We start from the raw sequence: 18,771 nt of genomic DNA on the forward strand, positions 1-18,771 counted from the left end.
GTGCGGATCCTCGGACTTGGTTATATTTACGTTGTAAGTTCAGACTTGCCGGGGCGCAAGAGGCCCGGCCGCGCGGCCCGGTCAGGCCGCCGACGGAAACGTCGGGAAGCGGTCCATGGCGGGCACGATGTCACAGCTGAAGTCCACCTCGAGCGACGGGTCAGGCTCGCCGACGCCGCAGTAGGCCCGCTTGACGTGGTGTGAGCCAAGCTTGTCCTTACGGACGAACACCGCGCCGGGGATCGGGTTCATCCGCTCCAGCACGTGGTCGGGGATGGCGTCGCCGACGACGATCTCCTCGGCCCCCCGCTGCGCGCACTCGATCAGGGCGGTCTCGACGGCGGCCAGCCGGGCGATGTCGTCGTGATCGACGCCCACGTCGGGCTGATCCTCGTAGGCCAGCAGGCGGCGCAGGATCTGGTAGGCGTTGGACCAGTTCTTCGCGTGCGCCTGCAGCTTCGCGGCCACCGCCATCCGCTCGCAGACGAACAGGTTGATCGCCGCCCCCACCCCGGCCGCGTCCGGCAGCGCGCCCGGATTGAACTGCCGCGCATACGACGCCATCAGCTCCAGCCCGCCGCGATAGGTGTCCCAGGACTCCATCGCCTCGGCGTTGCCCACATGGACGTTGGCGCCCTTGGCGACCGAGGTGGCGACGATGTGCGGGGCGCGCGAAAACAGCACGTCGCCGTTCGACAGCGCATGCGCCAGCATGAAGAAGTAGCTGTAGGCAAACCGCGGCACGGGCCCGGCGATGGCCGGCAGCGCCGAGCGCTTCACCAGCCAGCATTCCGGGAACACGTGGTTCTGGATCACGAAGGCCAGGCAGTTGCCGAACTGGCCAGTTGCGAAGCGCTGCTCGTCCTCGTCGAAGTCATAGAACTTGCCGGTGATGGCGTTGTCCTTGGTCTCGTCCATCAGCAGCCACGGCGCCTGGATCATCACCAGCGCCGGATCGTCCTTCAGACGCCGCGCATAGGCGATCAGCTGGTCGGGGACCGCCAGGTCGTCGTCCGAGATGCTCACCACCACCTCGCCGCGGGCCTCGCGCAGCGTCGTCAGGATGTTGGGATGGGCCCCGAGGTTCTTCGGCTGGCGGATCACCCGCACCTGCGGATGGGCCGCGGCGTACCGCGCCAGGATCTGCGGCGTCTCGTCCGTGGAACAGTTGTCCGAGACCACGACCTCGTAGTCGATCCCGGCCGCGTCGAACGCCTCCAGGTGATGGGTCAGGTAGCGATCCAGGTAGCGGGCGCGGTTGTAGGTCGCCAGGCACAAGCTCAGCAGCGGCGTGGTGGGCGATCCCGACATTGCCGGAGACTCCGGGAGGCGCCGCGAGTCGTCAACGCAGGGGCGCAACGACCCTGGTCCGCGCGACCCGATTCCTCCCCCTGCGTGATCTTGACGGTCGTGGCGGGGCGCGCGCAATTCGCGCCATGGCCGACATCGCCCGTCTCGACCCTGGAATCACGCCGGCCGGCGAGGACGCCTGGCGCGCCCTGGTCGCCAAGACCCTGGGCGACAAGCCCTTCGAAAGCCTGACGAACACGACCGTCGAAGGCCTGCCGATCGCCCCGCTCTATGCGGCGGCCGACCAGCCCGCGGCCTTCCCGACGCGCCCCTTCGACGGCGAGCGCCCTTGGGAGGTGCGCACGCTCTCGGCCCAGGCCGATCCGGCCCGCGTCAACGCCGAGCTGCTGGCCGACCTCGAAGGCGGGGCCGCCTCGGTCATCGTCCGCGGACACGCCACCGCCGAGGCGCTCACCCGCGCGCTGAAGGACGTCATCGTCGAGCTGGCCCCCGTGGGCCTCGACGCCGGCTTCCACGGCGCCAAGGCGGCCGATGGCCTGCACGCGGTCGCGAAATCGTCGCCGGGCGCCAAGCTGAACTTCCACATGGATCCCCTCAGCGCCTTCGCCGAGGCGGGTGTCAGCCCCGGCCCGATCGAAAGCCACCTCGTCAGCTGCGCCACCGTGGCCGCCCGCCATATCCAGACCTACCCGCAGGCCCAGCTGTTCCTGGCGTCGGGCCGCGTGGCGCACGAGGCCGGCGGCGGCGAGGCGCTGGAAGTGGCCGTGGCCGCCGCCTCCGCCCTGGCCTACGCCAAGGCCCTGGTCCGCGCGGGCGTCCCCGTCGCCGACGCGTTCGGCCGCATCACGCTCGGCCTCAGCGCCGACGCCGACTACTTCCTGACCCTGGCCAAGCTGCGCGCCGCCCGCGTCGTCTTCGCCCGCATCGCCACCGCGTCCGGCGGCCAGGCCGAGGCCCGCGTCGAGGCCCGCACCTCGCGCCGCATGCTGACGGCCCAGGACCCCTGGACCAACATGATCCGCCTGACCGCCGCCGGCTTCGGCGCGGCGGCCGGGGGCGCCGACGCCGTGGTGCTGGGCGCCTTCACCGACGCCATCGGCCTGCCCACGGCGTTCGCGCGGCGCCAGAGCCGCAACACCCAGCTGGTCCTGATGGAAGAGGCCGCCATCGGCCGCGTCGTGGATCCGGCGGCAGGCTCGGGCTACTTCGAAAGCCTCACCGACCAGCTGGCCCGCGCCGCCTGGGCGAAGTTCCAGGCCATCGAAGCGGCCGGCGGGATCATCGCCGCCCTGGAAAAAGGCCTCATCGCCCGCGAGGTCGCCGCCGCCGTCGAGACCCGTGGCGACCCGAAGATCCTGGGCGTCACCGCCTATCCGCCCACCGACAAGCAGGCTGTCGAGGTCGATCCCGGCCCGCCCGCCGCCCTCGACCTCGCCGGCGCCCGCCTGCCGGGCCCCGACGGCAAGTGCCCGGCGCTGACGCCGGTGCGGACGTCCGAAAAGCACGAGGTGGCGGCATGAGCGCGTTCCCCGACTTCGCCACCCTGCCCCTGGACGGCGTCGGCCTGACGGTCGCCCCGCCCCAGGCCGCGCCCTGGTCCACGCCCGAGGGCATCGACGTCCGCGCCGCCTACGGCCCCGACGACATCAAGGGCATGACCGAACTGGGCGGCTTCCCGGGCCTCGCGCCGTTCGTCCGCGGCCCCTACCCGACCATGTACGCCACCAACCCCTGGACGGTGCGCCAGTACGCCGGCTTCTCCACCGCCGAGGACTCCAACGCCTTCTATCGCCGCAACCTGGCCGCCGGTCAGAAGGGCCTGTCGGTCGCCTTCGACCTGGCCACCCATCGCGGCTACGACAGCGATCACCCCCGCGTCACCGGCGACGTCGGCATGGCGGGCGTGGCGATCGACTCGATCCTCGACATGCGCACCCTGTTCGACGGCATCCCGCTCGACCAGATGAGCGTGTCGATGACGATGAACGGCGCGGTTCTGCCGATCCTGGCGCTCTACATCGTGGCGGCCGAGGAACAGGGCGTCCCGCACGAGAAGCTGTCGGGCACGATCCAGAACGACATCCTGAAGGAGTTCCTGACCCGGAACACCTACATCTACCCGCCGATCCCCTCGATGCGGATCATCGCCGACATCTTCGCCTACACGTCGAAGGAGATGCCGCGGTTCAACTCGATCTCGATCAGCGGCTACCACATGCAGGAAGCCGGGGCGACGCTGGACCTGGAGCTGGCCTACACCCTGGCCGACGGCATCGAATACGTCCGCGCCGGCGTGGCGGCGGGCATGACGGTCGACCAGTTCGCGCCGCGCCTGTCGTTCTTCTGGTGCGCCGGCATGAACATGTTCATGGAGGTGGCCAAGCAGCGCGCCAGCCGCCTGCTGTGGGCCAAGCTGATGAAGGCCGAGTTCGACCCCAAGGATCAGCGCTCGCTGGCCCTTCGCGCCCACACCCAGACCAGCGGCTGGAGCCTGGCGGCCCAGGACGTCTTCAACAACGTGCCGCGCACCGCTATCGAGGCCATGGGCGCCACGGGCGGCCAGACCCAGAGCCTGCACACCAACAGCCTCGACGAGGCGCTGGCGTTGCCCACCGACTTCTCGGCCCGGATCGCCCGCAACACCCAGCTCTTCCTGCAGATGGAGAGCGGCCAGAACCGGGTGATCGACCCCTGGGGCGGCAGCTACTACGTCGAGCGCCTGACGGCCGACCTGGCCGAGCGCGCGCTGACCCACATCGCCGAGGTGGAAGCCCTGGGCGGCATGGCCAAGGCCATCTCCGAGGGCCTGCCCAAGCGCCGGGTCGAGGAAGCCGCCGCCCGCACCCAGGCCCGCATCGACAGCGCCCAGCAGAGCGTGGTCGGCGTCAACCGCTACAAGCCCGACGTGCCCGACGACATCCCGGTGCTGAAGGTCGACAACACCGCCGTCCGCAACGCCCAGATCGAGAAGCTCAACCGCCTGAAGCGCGAGCGCGATCCCGAGGCCGTGGCCGCCGCGCTCGACGCCCTGACCGACGGCGCGGCCGGCAAGGCCAACCTGCTGGAGCTGGCGGTGAACGCCGCCCGCGCGCACGCCACCGTGGGCGAGATCAGCTACGCGCTCGAAAAGGTGTTCGGCCGCCACAAGGCTCACGCCGACGCCGTGAAGGGCGTCTACCTGCGCGAGGCCGGGTCCACGCCCGCCGGCGAACGCGCCAAAGCGATGGCCGAGGCGTTCCGCCAGGCCGACGGCAAGAAGCCCCGCATCATGGTCGCCAAGATGGGCCAGGACGGCCACGACCGCGGCCAGAAGGTGATCGCCTCGGGCTTCGCCGACCTGGGCTTCGAGGTCGAGATCGGCGACCTGTTCCAGACACCGGCCGAAGCGGCGGCTGAAGCCGTGGAGACCGGGGTGCACGCGGTGGGCGCCAGTTCACTGGCCGCCGGCCACCTCACCCTGGTGCCCGAACTGAAGGCCGAACTCGCCAAGCTGGGCCGGCCCGACATCCTGGTGTTCGTGGGCGGCGTCATCCCGCCCGAGGACTACAAGGCCCTGGAAGACATGGGCGTCTCCGCCATCTTCCCGCCAGGCACGGTGATCCCCGAGGCCGCGATCACCGTCCTGGACCGCCTGAACGAACAGCTGGGCTACACGCAGTAGGCGGCCCCCCTTCGTCGGTAAGGCAGACTGCGCTAGCCTTTGCGGATGCAGCTCAATCACCTGCACCTGCATGTGGTCTCGGTCGACGAGGCGGCGGCGTTCTACACCGGTCACTTCGGATTCCGGCCGCATGTCCGCCAGGACGACGGCACCCTGTTCCTGCGCGACGCGGGCGGCCTGGATCTGGCGCTGGCGGCCGGACCGCCCGACAACTTCCCGCCCTGGGCTCACTTCGGCTTCAGGCTGGACAACGCCGATGCTGTCCGAAGCCTCTACGCCCGCCTCCAGGCCGCCGATGTCACCATTCGCCACCCTCTGGACGAAGAACCCGACTTCGTCTGGTTCCGATGCGCCGATCCCGACGGCCACCTGATCGAGGTTTACTGGGAGCCCTAGACTACGCCGCGCCAGTGGCGCCGGGCCTCAGCGCTCATCCCGGCACAGCAGCCAGTAATTCACCGGCGTCGCGACCCGGCTGAGCAGGGTCGAGGTCACCAGGCCGCCCATGATGGCGATCGCCAGGGGCGAGTAGAGTCCCGAACGCTCCAGCGCCAGCGGCAGCAGGCCCAGGATCGCCGTCACCGAGGTCAGCAGCACCGGCAGGAAGCGCACCTCGCCCGCCTTTTCGATGGCCTCGCGCGTCGCCACGCCCTGGCGGCGCAGTTGTTCGGTGAAATCGACCAGCAGGATCGAATTCTTGATCTCGATCCCGATCAGCGCGATCAGGCCGATGGTGGCCGTGAACGAGAGCGAATTCCCCGTCAGCCACAGCGCCGCCACTGCCCCGAACAGCCCCAGCGGGATCACCCCGGCGACCACCACGGCGGTGCGGAACTTGCCGAACTCCAGCACCAGCACCGCCAGGATTCCGAAGATCGCGATCAGGATCGCCGCGCCCAGGCCCGAGAAGCTTTCCGCCTGCGCCTCGGCCTGGCCGCCGAACTCCAGCACATAGCCGGGCGGCAACGGCAGGTCGCGCTTCAGGCGCGCAGCGACGTCATCGGTGACGCCGCTGGCCAGGAAGCCGGTCGCCACCTCGCTGCTCACCGTCACGGTCCGCATCCGGTCGAACCGGTTGATCCGCGCCGGGCTGGTGGTGAACCGTGGCTCGGCCACCGAGGCCAGCTGGGTCGCCGCCCCGGCGGTCGGCAGATAGATGCGCTTGAGCGCGTCCAGTTCGTTGCGCTCGCCCATGGGCAGCCGCACCCGCACCGCATAGTCGTCCCCGTCGGGATCGCGGAACCGCGCCGTCTCCTCGCCCGACAGCGCCAGGCGGGCCGCCCGCCGCGCCGCGCCCGCCGGTATGCCTAGGGCCGCCGCCTTGGCCTCGTCCAATCCAAGGTCCAGGTCGGTCCGGTCGAGCCGCAGGGGATTGTTCACGTCCCGCGCGCCCGGCGTCGCCTTCAGGATCACCTCGGCCCGCGCCGCCAACGCCTTCAGCACCTCCAGATTCTCGCCTCGGATTCGCACCGCGATCGGACTGTCCACGGGCGGGCCGTTCTCGAAGGTGATCACGCTGATCCGAGCGCCGGGATAGCGGTCGAAGTCGGCCCGCAGGCGGTCCAGCAGCTTCAGGCTCTCCCCCGGCTCCCAGGCCTTCATCGAGGCGAACACCTCGGCGTAGCTCGTCTGGGTCTGGCGCTGGTTCTGGTTGTAGAAGATCTGCGGATTGCCCCGGCCCAGATTGGCCGCCGCCCAGACCACCTTGGGCTCGCGCGCCAGCCGCGCCTCGACGAACCGCAGGACTTCGTCGGTTCGCCTCAGCGAGGTCCCGTCCGGGGTCTCGATCCGCACCAGGAACTGCGGGGTCTCGGCCGGCGGGAACAGGCTCGACCCGATAGCGCGCAGCATCGGCAGCGTGCTCAGGCAGATCACCCCCAGCACCGCCAGCGTCACCCAGGGCCGCGCCAGCGCACGGTGCAGCACCGGGGTGTAGAGCCGATGGATGCCGCCGTTCACCCACTGCAGGACCCGGTTGCCCTCGGGATCCTCATGACGTGACAGGAAGCGGCTGGCCAGGAACGGGATGATGGTCAGCGAGACCAGCAGCGACGCGCCCACCGTGCACAGCACGGTCATCGGCAGCGAGCGGATGTAGGCCCCCGCGCCGCCCGGCAACGCCAGCAGCGGCAGGAAGGCCAGCATCAGCGTCGCGGTGCAGCCGATCACCGCCAGGGCGATCTGCCGGGTCGCGGTGATCGCCGCCTCGGTGCGGTCCATGCCCATGCGAAGGTGCCGGGCAATGTTCTCGGTCACCACGATGCTGTCGTCGACCAGCAGGCCCAGCGACAGTACGAAGCCCGCGATCGAGAGCTGATTCACCGTGAAACCCAGCATCTGCAGCATCGCCAGGCCGATCAGCAGCGATAGCGGGATCGACACCATCACCACCCCGCTGGCCCGCAGGCCCAGCGGCAGCAGCGTGATCAGCACCAGGCCCAGCGCCAGCCCGAAGTCGCGATAGAGCGCCCGCAGCCGATGATTGACGTTGTCGGCCTGGATGAAGGCCCGCTCCAGCTTCACCCCGCCGGGCAGAATCTTCTCGAACGCCGCCAGCTCGGCCTCGACGCCCTCGGTCACCCGGCGCACATCGACGCCGTCCTTCTGCGCCACGGTCACGAAGACCGCCCGCTTGCCCTGGAAGCGCGTCAGGTGGTTCGCCTCCTGCTGCGCCCAGCCGACAGTCGCCACGTCGCGCACGCGCACCACCTGGCCGCCCGCCTCGCGAACGGGCGCGGCGGCCACCGCCTCCAGGTCGCGGAAGGCGCCCCCGGTCTTGACGTTGAACCGCCGCTCGCCGGCATGCACCGCGCCGATCGGCGCTTCCGCGCCGGCCGCGCGCAACGCGTCCGCCACGGCTGTCGCCGGCAGCCGAAGTTCCGCCAGCCGCGCGGTGTCCAGTGCGACGCGCACCTCCGAGGGCGGCGCGCCCCAGATCTCGGCCCGTCGTACGCCGGGCGCGCGGTCCAGCCGCTCCCTGAGCTGATCCGCCGCCTTCTCCAGCCGCCGCGTCGGCAGCGTCTCGCTGACCAGCGCCACCTGCACGATCGCCACTTCGGTGGTCCGCGCCCGGCGCACCTCCAGCTCGACCAGCCCCGCGGGCAGCGAGGGCCGCAGCGCGTTCACCTCGCGCACGACCTCGTCGTACTTCCGCTCCGGATTCACGCTCCAGTCGAATTCGACGTTCACCGAGCCCGCGCCATCCAGGCTGGTCGAGGCGATGTCGTCCACGTCGTCGAGGCCGGCCAGCACGTCCTCGATCGGATCGACGACCAGTTGCTCGATCTCGGCCGGCTCGGCGCCCGGCATCACCGCCCGCACGAACACCACCGGGATCGGGAAGTGTGGGTCCTCCGAGCGCGGCGTCGTCATCAGCGCGTTCAGACCCAGCAGGGTCAGCAGACCGAACGCGACCAGCGTGAACTGCCAGCGACGAACCGCGAAGTCGGCGATATCGAACCTCACCGGGCGGCCACGGCCGGCAGCTTTGCGGGATCGACCACCAGCACGGCCTGGCCGTCACTGACGAACCCCGCCCCGGCTGTGATCACCCTGGCGCCCGGCGGCAACCCGGAGACCCGCGCGAAGTCGCCCTCGAAGCCCTCGAACGTCACCGCCCGGCGGCGGGCCTTGCCCTGGGCGTCCACGACCAGAACGCTGGCGGCGCGATCCTTGGCCTCGAGAATGGCCTCGGCCGGAACGCGCGTCGCCTGGGCGCCGACCTCAGATCCCACGGCGACGCTCGCGCTCGCCACCTGGCCGCTCAACGCCTGGGCGCTTGGCGGCAGGGCCACCTCGATCTCCACGCCCGCGGTCAGCGCGTTCGCGCTCCGCCCCACACGCAGCACCTGTCCGACGACTGTCGCAGCCCCGCCCCCGAGATCGACGCGGACTGTATCGCCCACCTTCACCCGGCCGGCCTGCCGATCCGGCGCGTTGGCCCGCAGGACCAGCCCGCTACGCTCGTCGGCCACGGTGATCACCGTCTGGCCCGGCTGAACGACCTCGCCGGCCTGCGCCGTGCGGGTGAGCACCACGCCCTCCACCGGCGAGACCAGGCTGGCCCAGCGTCGATCGAACGCGGCCGCCGACATCCCGGCCTGGGCCGCCTTCAAAGCGCTGGCGCTGTCGTCCAGCCGCTGCCGGCTGACAAAGCCCTGGTCGAAAAGGGTTCGGGCGCGCGCCATGTCGCGCTCCGCGCGCTCCAGATCGGCCTTCGCGCGCTGCTCGGCCGCCGCCACGCCGGTGGGGTCGAGCCTGGCCACCACCTGACCGGCGCGGACCCTGTCGCCCGCCTCGACGTCCAGCCGGGTCATGACGCCCGGCACGCGGAAGGACAGATCCATCTCGCGACGCCGCTCGATCCGGCCGGTGAAGGTCAGGGTCTCGGACCCATTCGCCGCCCCGATCTGCACCGCCTCGACCGGGGCCGGCGGCGGCGCTGAGTTTGCGGGCGCGTCGGCCTTTCCGCACGAGGTCAACATCAGCGTCAGGACTGCCGACATTCCCATCCAGCCCCGATCGCGCATCTCGTCCTTCATAGCCGATCAATGATCGTCTATCAGTGATCGACGATCGGTTTCGTTGTCAAGCGGCGGCAACGGTGACAGGAGCAACACCATGAAGGCGGGGACGAGATCGCCGCCCAAGCGCAAGGGGCTGGGGCCGGAGCGGCGGGAGGAGATCCTCGACGCGGCGCTGCGGCTGTTCGCCCAGTATGGCCTCTACGGGGTTTCAACCCGCCAGATCGCGAGCGCCGTCGGCATTTCCCAGCCCACGCTCTATGCCTATTTCCCTTCGAAGCATGACCTCGCCGCCGCGCTGCATGACCGGGCCTTCACCGACCTGCACGCCCGGCTCGTCGCCAGCCTGGCCCTGCCGCGCACGCGCGACGGCTTCCGCGTGGCGCTTCGCATCTATGTGGACTTCGGGTTGGACAATCCGGACGCCTACAGATTGGCCTTCATGCTGGAAGACCCGCTAGGCAGAACACCGCGCCCGGACGATCACGCCGTGCCACCCGCGGCCCATGCCACGTTCGGCGTGATGCGCACCTGGGTCGGTGAACTTCACGCGAAGGGGTTGGCCAGTTCGGATGACCCCGAACGTCTCGCCCAGTCGCTTTGGGCGGCGCTGCATGGCCTGGTCGCCCTGCTCCTCGCGCGCCCTCAGTTCCCCTGGGTCGAGTGGGAGACCCTGATCCAGGGCCACATCGACCTGCTGCTCAACGCCGCCGTCACGGTCGACCCCCGCCGCGCTTGAGCGCCAGCCGCCCGACCTACTTCGTCCAGTACGGCGTCTTGGCCTTGAACCAGCTCTTGGAGACCTTGCCGTACATCACCAGGTTCTCGTCCACCGCCTCGGCGACCGCGAAGTCAACAGCCGTGCTGCAGAGCGAATAGGCTTCCAGCGGCGTGAGGCCCTTCTTCGCGACCAGGAACTTCACCGTCTCCTCGACGGCGCGCCGCAGCGCCACGTCGAGGTCCAGATCCATGCCCATGATGTAGTAGTTCTCCGCGTCCTCGGCCCACGGGATCATCCCCTTCCCCACGCCCTTGTGGACGATGAACTGCAGCGTCGGCGTCAGCGACGCTTCGATCGCGTTGCCCGAGACCTCGCCGTCGCCCTGTTGGGCATGGCTGTCGCCCGTGACGAACAGGGCGCCGGGCTGCAGCACCGGCAGGTAGAGGGTGGAGCCCGCCACCAGCTTGGCGAAGTCGAGATTGCCGCCGAACTCGCCGGGCGCGCGCGAACCTACTTTCCGCGGCTCGCCGGGCGCCACCGCCATGATCCCCATGAACGGCTTCAGGGGGGTCTCAACCCCGGGCGCGTTCAGGGCGACGTTCCGCTTCATGTCGAACTTGATGATCCGCGCGGAACGCTCCTTGAGGATGGTCGGAGCGACGCCGCCGGGGCCGGGGCTGTTCACGCCATAGGGCACACGGTGCTCGAGCTTGAGGATCCGCACCTCCAGCATGTCGCCCGGCTCGGCGCCCTCGACAAAGATCGGCCCGGTCAGGATGTGGCCGGCCCAACCGTTCTGCACGGTGGCCTTGGCGATCGCCTTGACGTCGTCGAGGACCTCCTCGGGCCTGATCCCGGCCTGGCCGAAGAAGGCCACGGGATCCTCGGTGACGCCGCCGTGCGAGATCGTGTCGATGCGCACGACCTGCCCCGACTTGATCTTGAGGACAGGCGGCGTATCGGCCGAGATGAAGCCCCGCTTCACATTCTCCACCGTCGAGCGGAGGACGTGGTCGGGCTTCGGCTGGGCCGCGGCAGGCGCCATGGAGGTGAGCGCCAGGGCGGCGGTGGCAAGAAGGACTCGGCAGATCGCGGTCATCGACATTCCTCTCGAAGGATGATGGCGACGTCCCGCCTCGGCGGGACGCCGGGCAATGGGGTCAGTAGGCGATGCGGACGCCGACCTTGAAGGCGCGGCCGATCAGGTCGTAGGCCGTGCCGTTGATGCTGATGGCGACGATCGGCGGCTGTTTGTCGAACAGGTTGTCGACGGTGAGATAGCCCTGCACCCGCTTCGCGGGTTCATCGATGAAGGTGTACTGGACGTTGGCGTTCCAGTAGGTCGCCGCGGGCCAGTAGTTCTGGTTGATGCTGTTGGACAGCTTCGCCGTGGCCAGGAACTCCGGCGAGCCGGCGGTCAGCCCGTCCAATCCGATCGCCGTGGCGCTGAAGCGGATCTCGTTCGTGTAGCGCACCATCAGATTGGTGGTGAGCCGCCCGTTCCGATAGGTGGCCAGGCCGTTCCAGGACCACCGGGGCGTGCCCGTGACGCCGGACGTATCGATGTCGGTGGTCGTCGTGATGGTGCGATATTCCGCGATCCAGGTGCCCAGGGCCCGCACGCTCAGCTGGCCCGGCAGGTCGAAGGCCTCCAGGGGCACGGCGTAGGCCACCTCGATGTCGACGCCGTGCGTCTTCAGGGCGTTGAGGTTCTGCTGCGGGACGTTCACGCGGCTGACGCCGATCGGGCTGCTCGAGTCCAGCACCACGAACTTCGAGAGTTCCGGATCCTTGCGCAGCAGCACCGCGTCCAGGATGTCCTGGATGTTCTGGGTCGCGATCACGTCCTTGATCTCGATGTCCCAGTAGTCGACCGAAAGGCGCAGGCCCGAGCTCCAGCCCCAGCTTGGCTGAAAGACCAGACCGGCCGTCAGGGTGTCGCCGGTTTCCGGGACCAGGTCCGGGTTGCCGACGGTGTTGGACTTTGTGAACCCCGAGGCCCCTGTGACCCGGTTGACCACATTGGGATTGCCTTCCGAGCCCGGGTTGAACAGTTCGTTGATGTTGGGGGCGCGGATGTCCCGCGACCGGGTGGCCCGGAAGCGGAGGAAGTCGGTCACGTCCCAGGTCCCGCCGACCTTCCAGGTGGTGACGGCCCCAGACGTCGAGTAGTCGGTCCGACGCACCGCGCCGTTGAGCTCCAGCGATTTGGCGAGCGGCATATCCCGTACGATGGGAACTCCCACCTCGGCATAGGCCTCCTTCACCTCGATCGCCCCGTCGTAGAGCGAATAGTTCTGGTTCATCAGCGCCAGTTTCTGGCAGTCGAGGCAGTTCACCACATCGGCGGTGTCACGCCTCCATTCGACGCCCGCGGCGACCGAGACCTCGCCGGCCGGAAGCCGGAACGGCGCGCCCGCGATGTTGGCCGCGATGTCGTACTGGCGGAACTGCATGTCCGCGTTGGAGGCGGAGTTGAAGTACTTCAGCGCCGCCTGGTTCTGCTCCAGGTTGGTCCCGAAGATGTCGTAGGGCACGCAGTTCGGCGACAGGTTGGCGATCAGCCGCGCCTTCACGATGGCGTTCTGCGCGTTGAAGTACGGGGCGGTCGCGACCGGGCCGCACATCGGCTGGCCGTCGGGGCCGCGAACAACATAGGCCGAGTGGGCGCGCCATCTGTGGTGGTTTACGCAACCACTTCGCAGAACAATCGACAGCTGGATGCAGGCATGAGGCCGGTTACTGGGCTGAACACCTGGGGCCAAGGCCCGGAGCAGGATCGACGTCGAAGACTGCCGAACGTTGAGCGCGCGTGAACGGGCCAAGCCCACGTTTCACCCAAAGGTCAGCCAACCGGGTCGCAGAGTCGCGCATCGAAGTCGCCGCTGGCGATCGAGGGCGCGAGCGGCGACCCCGCCCCCGATGCGGCCGAGGGCCCAGTTCAGCCCCTCGCCGCGCGCCGACTCTAGTTCCCCAGCGGCGTGTTCTCGTTCGGGCCGTCGCTTTGCTGGCGGCGGCGGTTGGGCAGCATCGATTGGGCCGCGGCCAGTTCCATGCGGTCCAGACCGCCGTCCCCGTTCTTGTCGATCTTGGGGAACGCCATGGCGATCATGTTGCCCATCTGGCCCTTGAGCTCAGTCTTCTGGAGCTTGCCGTCGATGTTGTCGTCCATCATGCCGATCAGGCGGGTCTGGGCGAAGCGGGCGTCGCTGTCGACCTGCTTTTCGGCCGTCTCATCCAGCCAGCGGAAGGAGAGCGAAGTGAACAGCATCTCCTCGTGGCTCTGCTCGCCCCAGGTGACCTTGATGTTCGGGTCCGGGTTGGCCGGGTTGGTCTTGGAGTTGTCGTAGACGTAGTTGGCAATCAGCCGCGAGCCGGCCGGGATCTTGATCGGCTCGGCGAAGGTATAGCTGCGCTGCCAGTTGAAGTCGTAGCGCGGCAGGGTGAGCAGCAGCTTCTTCTTGCCGTCGGGCGTCTGCAGCCACAGGTCGGACGAGTAGGCCCGGTAGTGGGCGTGCGGGAACGCCGAGTAGAGCAGCGCGTCGTTGGGGAACTCTACGTAGGCCACTTCCTTGTGGCGCTTGCTGTTCGGAGCGATCGTGATGGTCGGGTCGATCACCACCACGCCGCGCATGATGTACTTGGGCATGTCCTCGCGGAAGTAGACGCCGATCTGGGTGTTATCGACCGTCTCCTTGCCGTAGGGCGTGTAGTGCATCTGGTAGCCGACGGCGCCGCCGGCCGGGAGGTAGGTGCCCACCTCGCCCGAGAACACGTTCGACTCGGCGCCGACCGCATAGCCGCCGACCGACCCGCGCCAGCGGGTTTCCGACGCCGTCTCGCCAGCCTTCGGCACATCCTTCATCCAGCCGGTGAGCACATGGTGCACGGCCTGGCGGTCGCCCGGCTTCACCGTCGTGGCGCGGATCCACTTGCCCTGGGTCAGAGGATTCTCGGTGAACGGGCGCTGGTAGTCGACGATGCCCGAGGCCGGAACCTTGTAGGCCGGGATGTTGAGGATCAGGTCGGGCTTGCCCAGCGGCCATTCCGCCGCCGTGTGCCGCGTGCCGGCCAGCGGGTCGGCGCCTTCGCCGCGCGGCGCACCAGCCTCGACCCAGTGGACCAGCGTCTTGATCTCGGCCGGGGTCAGGTTCTTCGTGTCGGAGAATTTGCTGACGTGCGGATCGGCGTTGTAGGGCGGCATCCGGTCGGTGCGGATCACCTCGCGGATCATCGGCGAGAAGCCCTTCACCATCTCATAGCTGGTCAGCTTCATCGGGCCGATGCCGCCGTCCTGGTGGCAGCCGACGCAGTTCTTCTCGAGGATCGGCGCCACGTCTTTGACGTAGGTGAGCTTGGCGCCCGCGCCCCGCGAGGGGAACGCGATCGGGGCGCCCAGCGCGCCCGTAGCCGCGGGAGCCGCGCGCCCGGCGGCGAGGGCGTCGAGCGCCGCGGCCACGCCACTCACCGGGCCGCGGTAGGCGACGGTCCAGGTCTTGGGGTTGATGACGTAGGCTTCGGCCGAGCGGGTGACGCCCAGGCTCTCGCCGATCAGCTGGTTGGGATCGAGCAGGACCGGCATGACGTAGCCGACGCTCGAAGCCTCGGCCAGGATCGCCTCGCGACTGTCCTTCAGACTGGAGTTCAGGAGCCGGAACTCGACGCCCTTGGCGCCATAGCTGTCGGCCAGGGTCTTCAATTGCGGCGCGAGGCCACGGATCACCGCGTCGCCGTTGGCCTGTGTGACCAGCACCACGGCGCTGGCGTCGTTCATCCGATACAGCTCGTGGGCTTCCAGGTTGGCGTCCACCAGCATGAAGTTGTCGACGCTGGCCGGCGCCGTGGCCGAAGCGTTGACCTGCGACCCCGTCAGGGCCGCCTGCTGGGTGTCGCTGGCGCAGCCGGTCACGAGCGCCGTGGTGGCCAGAAGGCCGATCAGGCCGAGACGCGTGGTCATGGTAGCTCCCCAATCTCTATCGTTCGGCGGACGCGCCAAAGCGTGAGCCGCTCGTCATCTTCGCCGCAGCAGATTACACCATTATTTCGAAAACCTTTTGCGCCCCTAAGAGGGGGCGGGGCACGTCCGGGCTCAGTCGCCGCCCTGGACCTTCCCGCCCTTGGCGCCGACGATCATCTTGACCAAGGCTTCCGTGACCTTGGGCTCGAGACCTTCGGTGTGGCCCTTGTCCATCCGCACCACGTCGGCGACGACGCGGCCGTCCCTGCACTTGGGATAGACGTAGACCTCGCTCTTCCCGGGCCCGGCCTTCATGCCCCAGACCTTGTAGCCGGCGCGGCTGAAGTCCCAGACGTGCCCGGGCTTGTCATCGACGATGTCCTTCTCGCGGATCCGCGCGCCGCAACCGTACTTCGTCGCCCAGGGCGAGGTTTCCGGCAGGCTGTCGATCTCCCACTGGCCGACTGCGAAGATGTGGCTGAAATCGCAGGCGGGCGGCGTGTCGTTGGCCATCGGGTTCGGACCGGCGGGACGCGGGTCAGGCGGCGAGCCATCGGCCTTGGGCGGGCCGAACTGCTTCACGAAGGGCGCCTGGCCGATGCGGCCGCCGGACAGGCTGAGCCAGCCGTCGACCTTGCCCTTGAAGTAGTCGCTGCAGACGATGCGGCGCGAGGTGAACCCGCCCTGGCTATGCCCGGCCAGCCACATCGACTTCACATTGGCCTTGCCGAAGCTGTCGAAGACGAAGTCGGTGATGTTCTGCAGGTGGGCGTCGTCGGCCGCACCGTCCCAGCGGCGCACCGGCGTGGCCGTCGCCGCCGTGGGCGTGGCCACAACCAGCCGGTGCTTCTGGACGTAGTCCGAGGCGGGGAAGTAGTGACGCTGCCAGTTCCCGACCGACCCGGCCCCGTGGAGATTGAGGATGAAGGTGACCTTCTCGCCAGGCTTCAGGTCGCAGGGATAGTCCAGCCAGAACTTGCGCCCCGTCTTGGCGTCGGTCGCGTTGCCCAGGTCGGCCAGCGGTCCCGGAACGCAGGCCGTGCCCTCGCACCTCACGGGCTGCGGCGTCGTGCACGCCACCCCGCCCACGTCCCGCGCCAGCGCCGGTCCGCCTGTCGCCAGGACTCCCAGCGCCGCCCCCAAGGCAATCTGCAACGTCTTCATTGTGGCTCGCTCCCTGATTGGTCCGCGTAGTGGCCGCAGCACTTTGCCGCCTTATTTCAGGGTCTCCCAAGCGCTCAGGTCATCCGGCGCGGTTGACGCCGCCGGGCCTCGCCGCCGATCCTGCGCGGGGGAGTATCACCATCATGGCGTCGAACGAGATCTGGCAGTGGCCGGCCGTGGACACGGCGGCGGCGATCCGAACCGGCCAGGTCAGCGCGCTGGAGGTGACTGAAGCCCATGTCGCCCGCCTCCAGGCCGCCAACCCGGCGCTGAACGCCGTCGTTGTCGACCTGACCGACCAGGCCCTGGACGCCGCCCGCGCCGCCGACGCGGCCCAGGCCTCCGGCGCCGAGCTTGGGACGCTTCACGGCGTGCCCGTGACCATCAAGATTAACATCGACGTCGAGGGCCAGGCCAACTCCAACGGCGTCGTGGCGCTGAAGGACAACATCGCCCCGGGCGACGCGCCCGTAACCGCCAACCTCAGGCAGGCCGGCGCGATCATCCTGGGGCTCACCAACACGCCCGAGTTCTCGATGCGGGCGTTCACCGACAACCCGCTGCACGGCCAGACGTGGAACCCGTGGGACCGCGCGATCACCTGCGGCGGGTCCTCGGGCGGCGCGGCCGCGGCGGTGGCGGCCGGGATCGGCTGGATCGCGCACGGCAACGACATCGGCGGCTCGCTGCGTTGGCCGGCCTTCTGCACCGGCACCGCCACCATCCGCCCCAGCCAGGGACGCGTGCCCGCCTTCAACCCCTCGGCGCCGGTCGAGCGCCCGCCGATGGCGCAGTTGATGTCCGTCCAGGGCCCCCTATGCCGCGATGTGGCCGACGTGCGGCTCGCGCTCTCCGTGATGAGCCGCCGCGACGTTCGCGACCCCTGGTGGGTTCCCGCCCCCCTCGAGGGCCCGCCCGTCCGCAAGCGGGTCGCGAAGGCGAAGATCCCCGCCAGCATGGACTGCAACGCCGAGGTCCTGGCGCTCATCGACCGCGCCGCCGGTTGGCTGGCGGATGCCGGCTACGAGGTCGTGGAGCTCGACGTCCCCGACATCGACGAGACGTTCAAGGTGTGGGTCGATCTCATCTCGACCGAGATCACGGTGATGCAGCTCAAGCAGTACCGTGAACAGGGCGGGCCGCTGTTCCAGGGCGCGCTGGACGGCATCCTGACGATGGCGACGATCCTGGACGGGCCGGGCTACATGCAGGCCGTGGCCTACCGCGCCCGCCTGATGCGACGCTGGTTCGAGTTCCTTGAGGAGTGGCCCATCATCCTGGCGCCCGTCTCCGTCCAGCCGACGCCGGCCTTCGACGCCGACCTCGTCAGCACCGAGGCGGTCCGGCGCATCTTCAGCAACGACCTGCGCTTCAACATGGCCGTCAGCGCGCTGGGCGTGCCGGTCGCCACCACGCCGATCGGCTACGTCGACGGCGCGCCGATCGGCGTCCAGCTGATCGGGCAGCGCTTCCGCGAGGATGTCTGCCTGGACGCCGCCGCCGCGATCGAGGCCCGGCTGGGACTTCCCGTCCACGACCTCTGGGCGCGCTGACCCAAGCCTTTCGAGCCGGCTTGCACCGCCTCGCACCGGGCTGCATCGCGATGCAACCTAGACTCGGCCCAAACAAGCTTCACTATACAACTTTCTGGTGTATTTCGATTGACTCGGCCGCGGCGCGGCGCGTAGCGTCAGCTCGGCTAGTACAAATGTTCAGGAGCTTTTCTCCAAGGTGGGGCAAGTAACTTGCACCGCCCTTTCCAGTGCTGCGAAGCCAACAGCCTAGCAAACGAGGAGGACGCGGATGGCCAAGCAACCGCGCGCGAAGACCGATTTTGTCATCAAGGACCTGGTGGTCAGTATTCCGTCCGCCACCGGCGCCGGAGGACGTTCTTTCCTTCCCGCCGATGACGGCGAACCTTTGCCCTGGTGGATCTCGCCGGTGGCCGGGGTTCTGGGCAAGGAGCACATCCTGGAGATCGCCCGCGAGACGGTCCGCGTGGCCCTGAAGGACCAGGCGGCGCTGGACAGCATCGGCCTCGCGTTCCAGGCGGGCGCCCGTGAGGGCAACCCGGCGCTCCGCGAAGCGATCCACGACGTCGGCTCGGCGGTGGTCGCCAGCGCGGTGTGGGCCGACCTTGCCCGGGCCGGCGCCCGCACCAACGGCGCCGGCGGCGGCGTGGGCCTGCCCAACCCGGACTGCGTCGGCTCGTCGCTCGAGACCATCCCCACGCCGATCACGCCGATCGTGCACGTGGGCATGGAGGCCCACCGCGTCTCCGATCTGCCCAAGATGCGCAAGCAGCTCGCGATCGCCGTCGAGAAGCTCGACAAGATCTCGGCCAGCTACGCCCCTCGGGGCGATGACATCCCGGCGGTGAAGAAGCACCTCGAAGGGGCGCTTCAGAGCCTCGGGCGCTGAGGGATCGGCCCGC

Annotated in this window: 13 protein-coding genes; 6 read left to right on the forward strand and 7 right to left on the reverse strand. The window is 69.2% G+C overall.

All coding sequences use genetic code 11. The features are described from left to right. Window positions 1-81: 81 nt before the first annotated feature. Window positions 82-1,311 (reverse strand): glycosyltransferase family 2 protein, encoded by a 1,230-nt coding sequence (locus ACQ66R_RS04495; RefSeq protein WP_430419601.1) that lies wholly within the window; start codon window positions 1,309-1,311, stop codon window positions 82-84. A 125-nt stretch (window positions 1,312-1,436) separates the two neighbouring features. Here ACQ66R_RS04495 and ACQ66R_RS04500 point away from each other — a divergent pair, with 125 nt between their 5' ends. From ACQ66R_RS04500 to ACQ66R_RS04510, 3 genes are read left to right on the forward strand one after another with little or no spacing between them, the layout of a single operon-like run. After that, the gene (locus tag ACQ66R_RS04500) at window positions 1,437-2,831 is read left to right on the forward strand and encodes a methylmalonyl-CoA mutase family protein (RefSeq protein ID WP_430419603.1); all 1,395 of its coding nucleotides are present in this window, start codon (window positions 1,437-1,439) and stop codon (window positions 2,829-2,831) included. After that, the gene (gene scpA / locus ACQ66R_RS04505) at window positions 2,828-4,972 is read left to right on the forward strand and encodes a methylmalonyl-CoA mutase (RefSeq protein WP_430419605.1); all 2,145 of its coding nucleotides are present in this window, start codon (window positions 2,828-2,830) and stop codon (window positions 4,970-4,972) included. The genes ACQ66R_RS04500 and scpA overlap by 4 nt, the downstream gene beginning before the upstream one ends. Window positions 4,973-5,017: 45 nt before the next feature. Further along, on the forward strand, window positions 5,018-5,368 hold the full coding sequence (locus ACQ66R_RS04510) for a VOC family protein (RefSeq protein WP_430419607.1): 351 nt from the start codon (window positions 5,018-5,020) through the stop codon (window positions 5,366-5,368). A 27-nt stretch (window positions 5,369-5,395) separates the two neighbouring features. Here the strand turns inward: ACQ66R_RS04510 and ACQ66R_RS04515 are convergent, their stop codons facing one another. Together ACQ66R_RS04515 and ACQ66R_RS04520 are read right to left on the reverse strand one after the other, a co-directional pair. Next, window positions 5,396-8,437, reverse strand: a complete 3,042-nt coding sequence (locus tag ACQ66R_RS04515) for an efflux RND transporter permease subunit (protein ID WP_430419609.1) — start codon at window positions 8,435-8,437, stop codon at window positions 5,396-5,398. Further along, entirely contained in the window at window positions 8,434-9,477 is a 1,044-nt protein-coding gene (locus ACQ66R_RS04520; protein WP_430419611.1) for an efflux RND transporter periplasmic adaptor subunit, read from the reverse strand. Before ACQ66R_RS04520 ends, ACQ66R_RS04515 begins: the two co-directional genes overlap by 4 nt. 115 nt (window positions 9,478-9,592) lie before the next feature. Between ACQ66R_RS04520 and ACQ66R_RS04525 the strand changes: the two genes are divergently transcribed. Further along, window positions 9,593-10,234, forward strand: a complete 642-nt coding sequence (locus ACQ66R_RS04525; RefSeq protein WP_430419613.1) for a TetR/AcrR family transcriptional regulator — start codon at window positions 9,593-9,595, stop codon at window positions 10,232-10,234. 16 nt (window positions 10,235-10,250) lie between these two features. On the opposite strand, the gene ACQ66R_RS04530 is transcribed toward ACQ66R_RS04525, so the two are convergent. The 4 genes from ACQ66R_RS04530 to ACQ66R_RS04545 all read right to left on the reverse strand — a co-directional run bounded on the left by ACQ66R_RS04530 (window position 10,251) and on the right by ACQ66R_RS04545 (window position 16,337). Continuing rightward, window positions 10,251-11,315, reverse strand: a complete 1,065-nt coding sequence (locus ACQ66R_RS04530) for an acetamidase/formamidase family protein (RefSeq protein ID WP_430419615.1) — start codon at window positions 11,313-11,315, stop codon at window positions 10,251-10,253. Window positions 11,316-11,376: 61 nt separating this feature from the next. Further along, window positions 11,377-12,843, reverse strand: coding sequence for a TonB-dependent receptor domain-containing protein (locus ACQ66R_RS04535; RefSeq protein WP_430419617.1), 1,467 nt, complete (start codon window positions 12,841-12,843; stop codon window positions 11,377-11,379). A gap of 338 nt (window positions 12,844-13,181) precedes the next feature. Further along, on the reverse strand, window positions 13,182-15,173 hold the full coding sequence (locus tag ACQ66R_RS04540) for a hypothetical protein (RefSeq protein WP_430419619.1): 1,992 nt from the start codon (window positions 15,171-15,173) through the stop codon (window positions 13,182-13,184). A 132-nt stretch (window positions 15,174-15,305) separates the two neighbouring features. After that, the gene (locus tag ACQ66R_RS04545) at window positions 15,306-16,337 is read right to left on the reverse strand and encodes a hypothetical protein (RefSeq protein WP_430419621.1); all 1,032 of its coding nucleotides are present in this window, start codon (window positions 16,335-16,337) and stop codon (window positions 15,306-15,308) included. 143 nt (window positions 16,338-16,480) lie between these two features. On the opposite strand from ACQ66R_RS04545, the gene ACQ66R_RS04550 reads away from it, so the two are divergent. Next, window positions 16,481-17,890, forward strand: a complete 1,410-nt coding sequence (locus ACQ66R_RS04550; RefSeq protein ID WP_430419623.1) for an amidase — start codon at window positions 16,481-16,483, stop codon at window positions 17,888-17,890. A gap of 250 nt (window positions 17,891-18,140) precedes the next feature. Next, window positions 18,141-18,758, forward strand: coding sequence for a hypothetical protein (locus ACQ66R_RS04555; protein ID WP_430419625.1), 618 nt, complete (start codon window positions 18,141-18,143; stop codon window positions 18,756-18,758). Window positions 18,759-18,771 lie beyond the last annotated feature (13 nt).

Origin of the sequence: Phenylobacterium sp. (genome assembly GCF_965284355.1) — a bacterium.
Taxonomy (GTDB): Bacteria; Pseudomonadota; Alphaproteobacteria; order Caulobacterales; family Caulobacteraceae; genus Phenylobacterium.

What these genes read in the sequence shown, in the direction of transcription:
- ACQ66R_RS04495 (WP_430419601.1), bottom strand. Translation starts at nt 1,311, where the DNA reads ATGTCGGGATCGCCCACCACGCCGCTGCTGAGCTTGTGCCTGGCGACC.
- ACQ66R_RS04500 (WP_430419603.1), top strand. Translation starts at nt 1,437, where the DNA reads ATGGCCGACATCGCCCGTCTCGACCCTGGAATCACGCCGGCCGGCGAG.
- scpA (WP_430419605.1), top strand. Translation starts at nt 2,828, where the DNA reads ATGAGCGCGTTCCCCGACTTCGCCACCCTGCCCCTGGACGGCGTCGGC.
- ACQ66R_RS04510 (WP_430419607.1), top strand. Translation starts at nt 5,018, where the DNA reads ATGCAGCTCAATCACCTGCACCTGCATGTGGTCTCGGTCGACGAGGCG.
- ACQ66R_RS04520 (WP_430419611.1), bottom strand. Translation starts at nt 9,477, where the DNA reads ATGTCGGCAGTCCTGACGCTGATGTTGACCTCGTGCGGAAAGGCCGAC.
- ACQ66R_RS04525 (WP_430419613.1), top strand. Translation starts at nt 9,593, where the DNA reads ATGAAGGCGGGGACGAGATCGCCGCCCAAGCGCAAGGGGCTGGGGCCG.
- ACQ66R_RS04530 (WP_430419615.1), bottom strand. Translation starts at nt 11,315, where the DNA reads ATGACCGCGATCTGCCGAGTCCTTCTTGCCACCGCCGCCCTGGCGCTC.
- ACQ66R_RS04535 (WP_430419617.1), bottom strand. Translation starts at nt 12,843, where the DNA reads ATGTGCGGCCCGGTCGCGACCGCCCCGTACTTCAACGCGCAGAACGCC.
- ACQ66R_RS04540 (WP_430419619.1), bottom strand. Translation starts at nt 15,173, where the DNA reads ATGACCACGCGTCTCGGCCTGATCGGCCTTCTGGCCACCACGGCGCTC.
- ACQ66R_RS04545 (WP_430419621.1), bottom strand. Translation starts at nt 16,337, where the DNA reads ATGAAGACGTTGCAGATTGCCTTGGGGGCGGCGCTGGGAGTCCTGGCG.
- ACQ66R_RS04550 (WP_430419623.1), top strand. Translation starts at nt 16,481, where the DNA reads ATGGCGTCGAACGAGATCTGGCAGTGGCCGGCCGTGGACACGGCGGCG.
- ACQ66R_RS04555 (WP_430419625.1), top strand. Translation starts at nt 18,141, where the DNA reads ATGGCCAAGCAACCGCGCGCGAAGACCGATTTTGTCATCAAGGACCTG.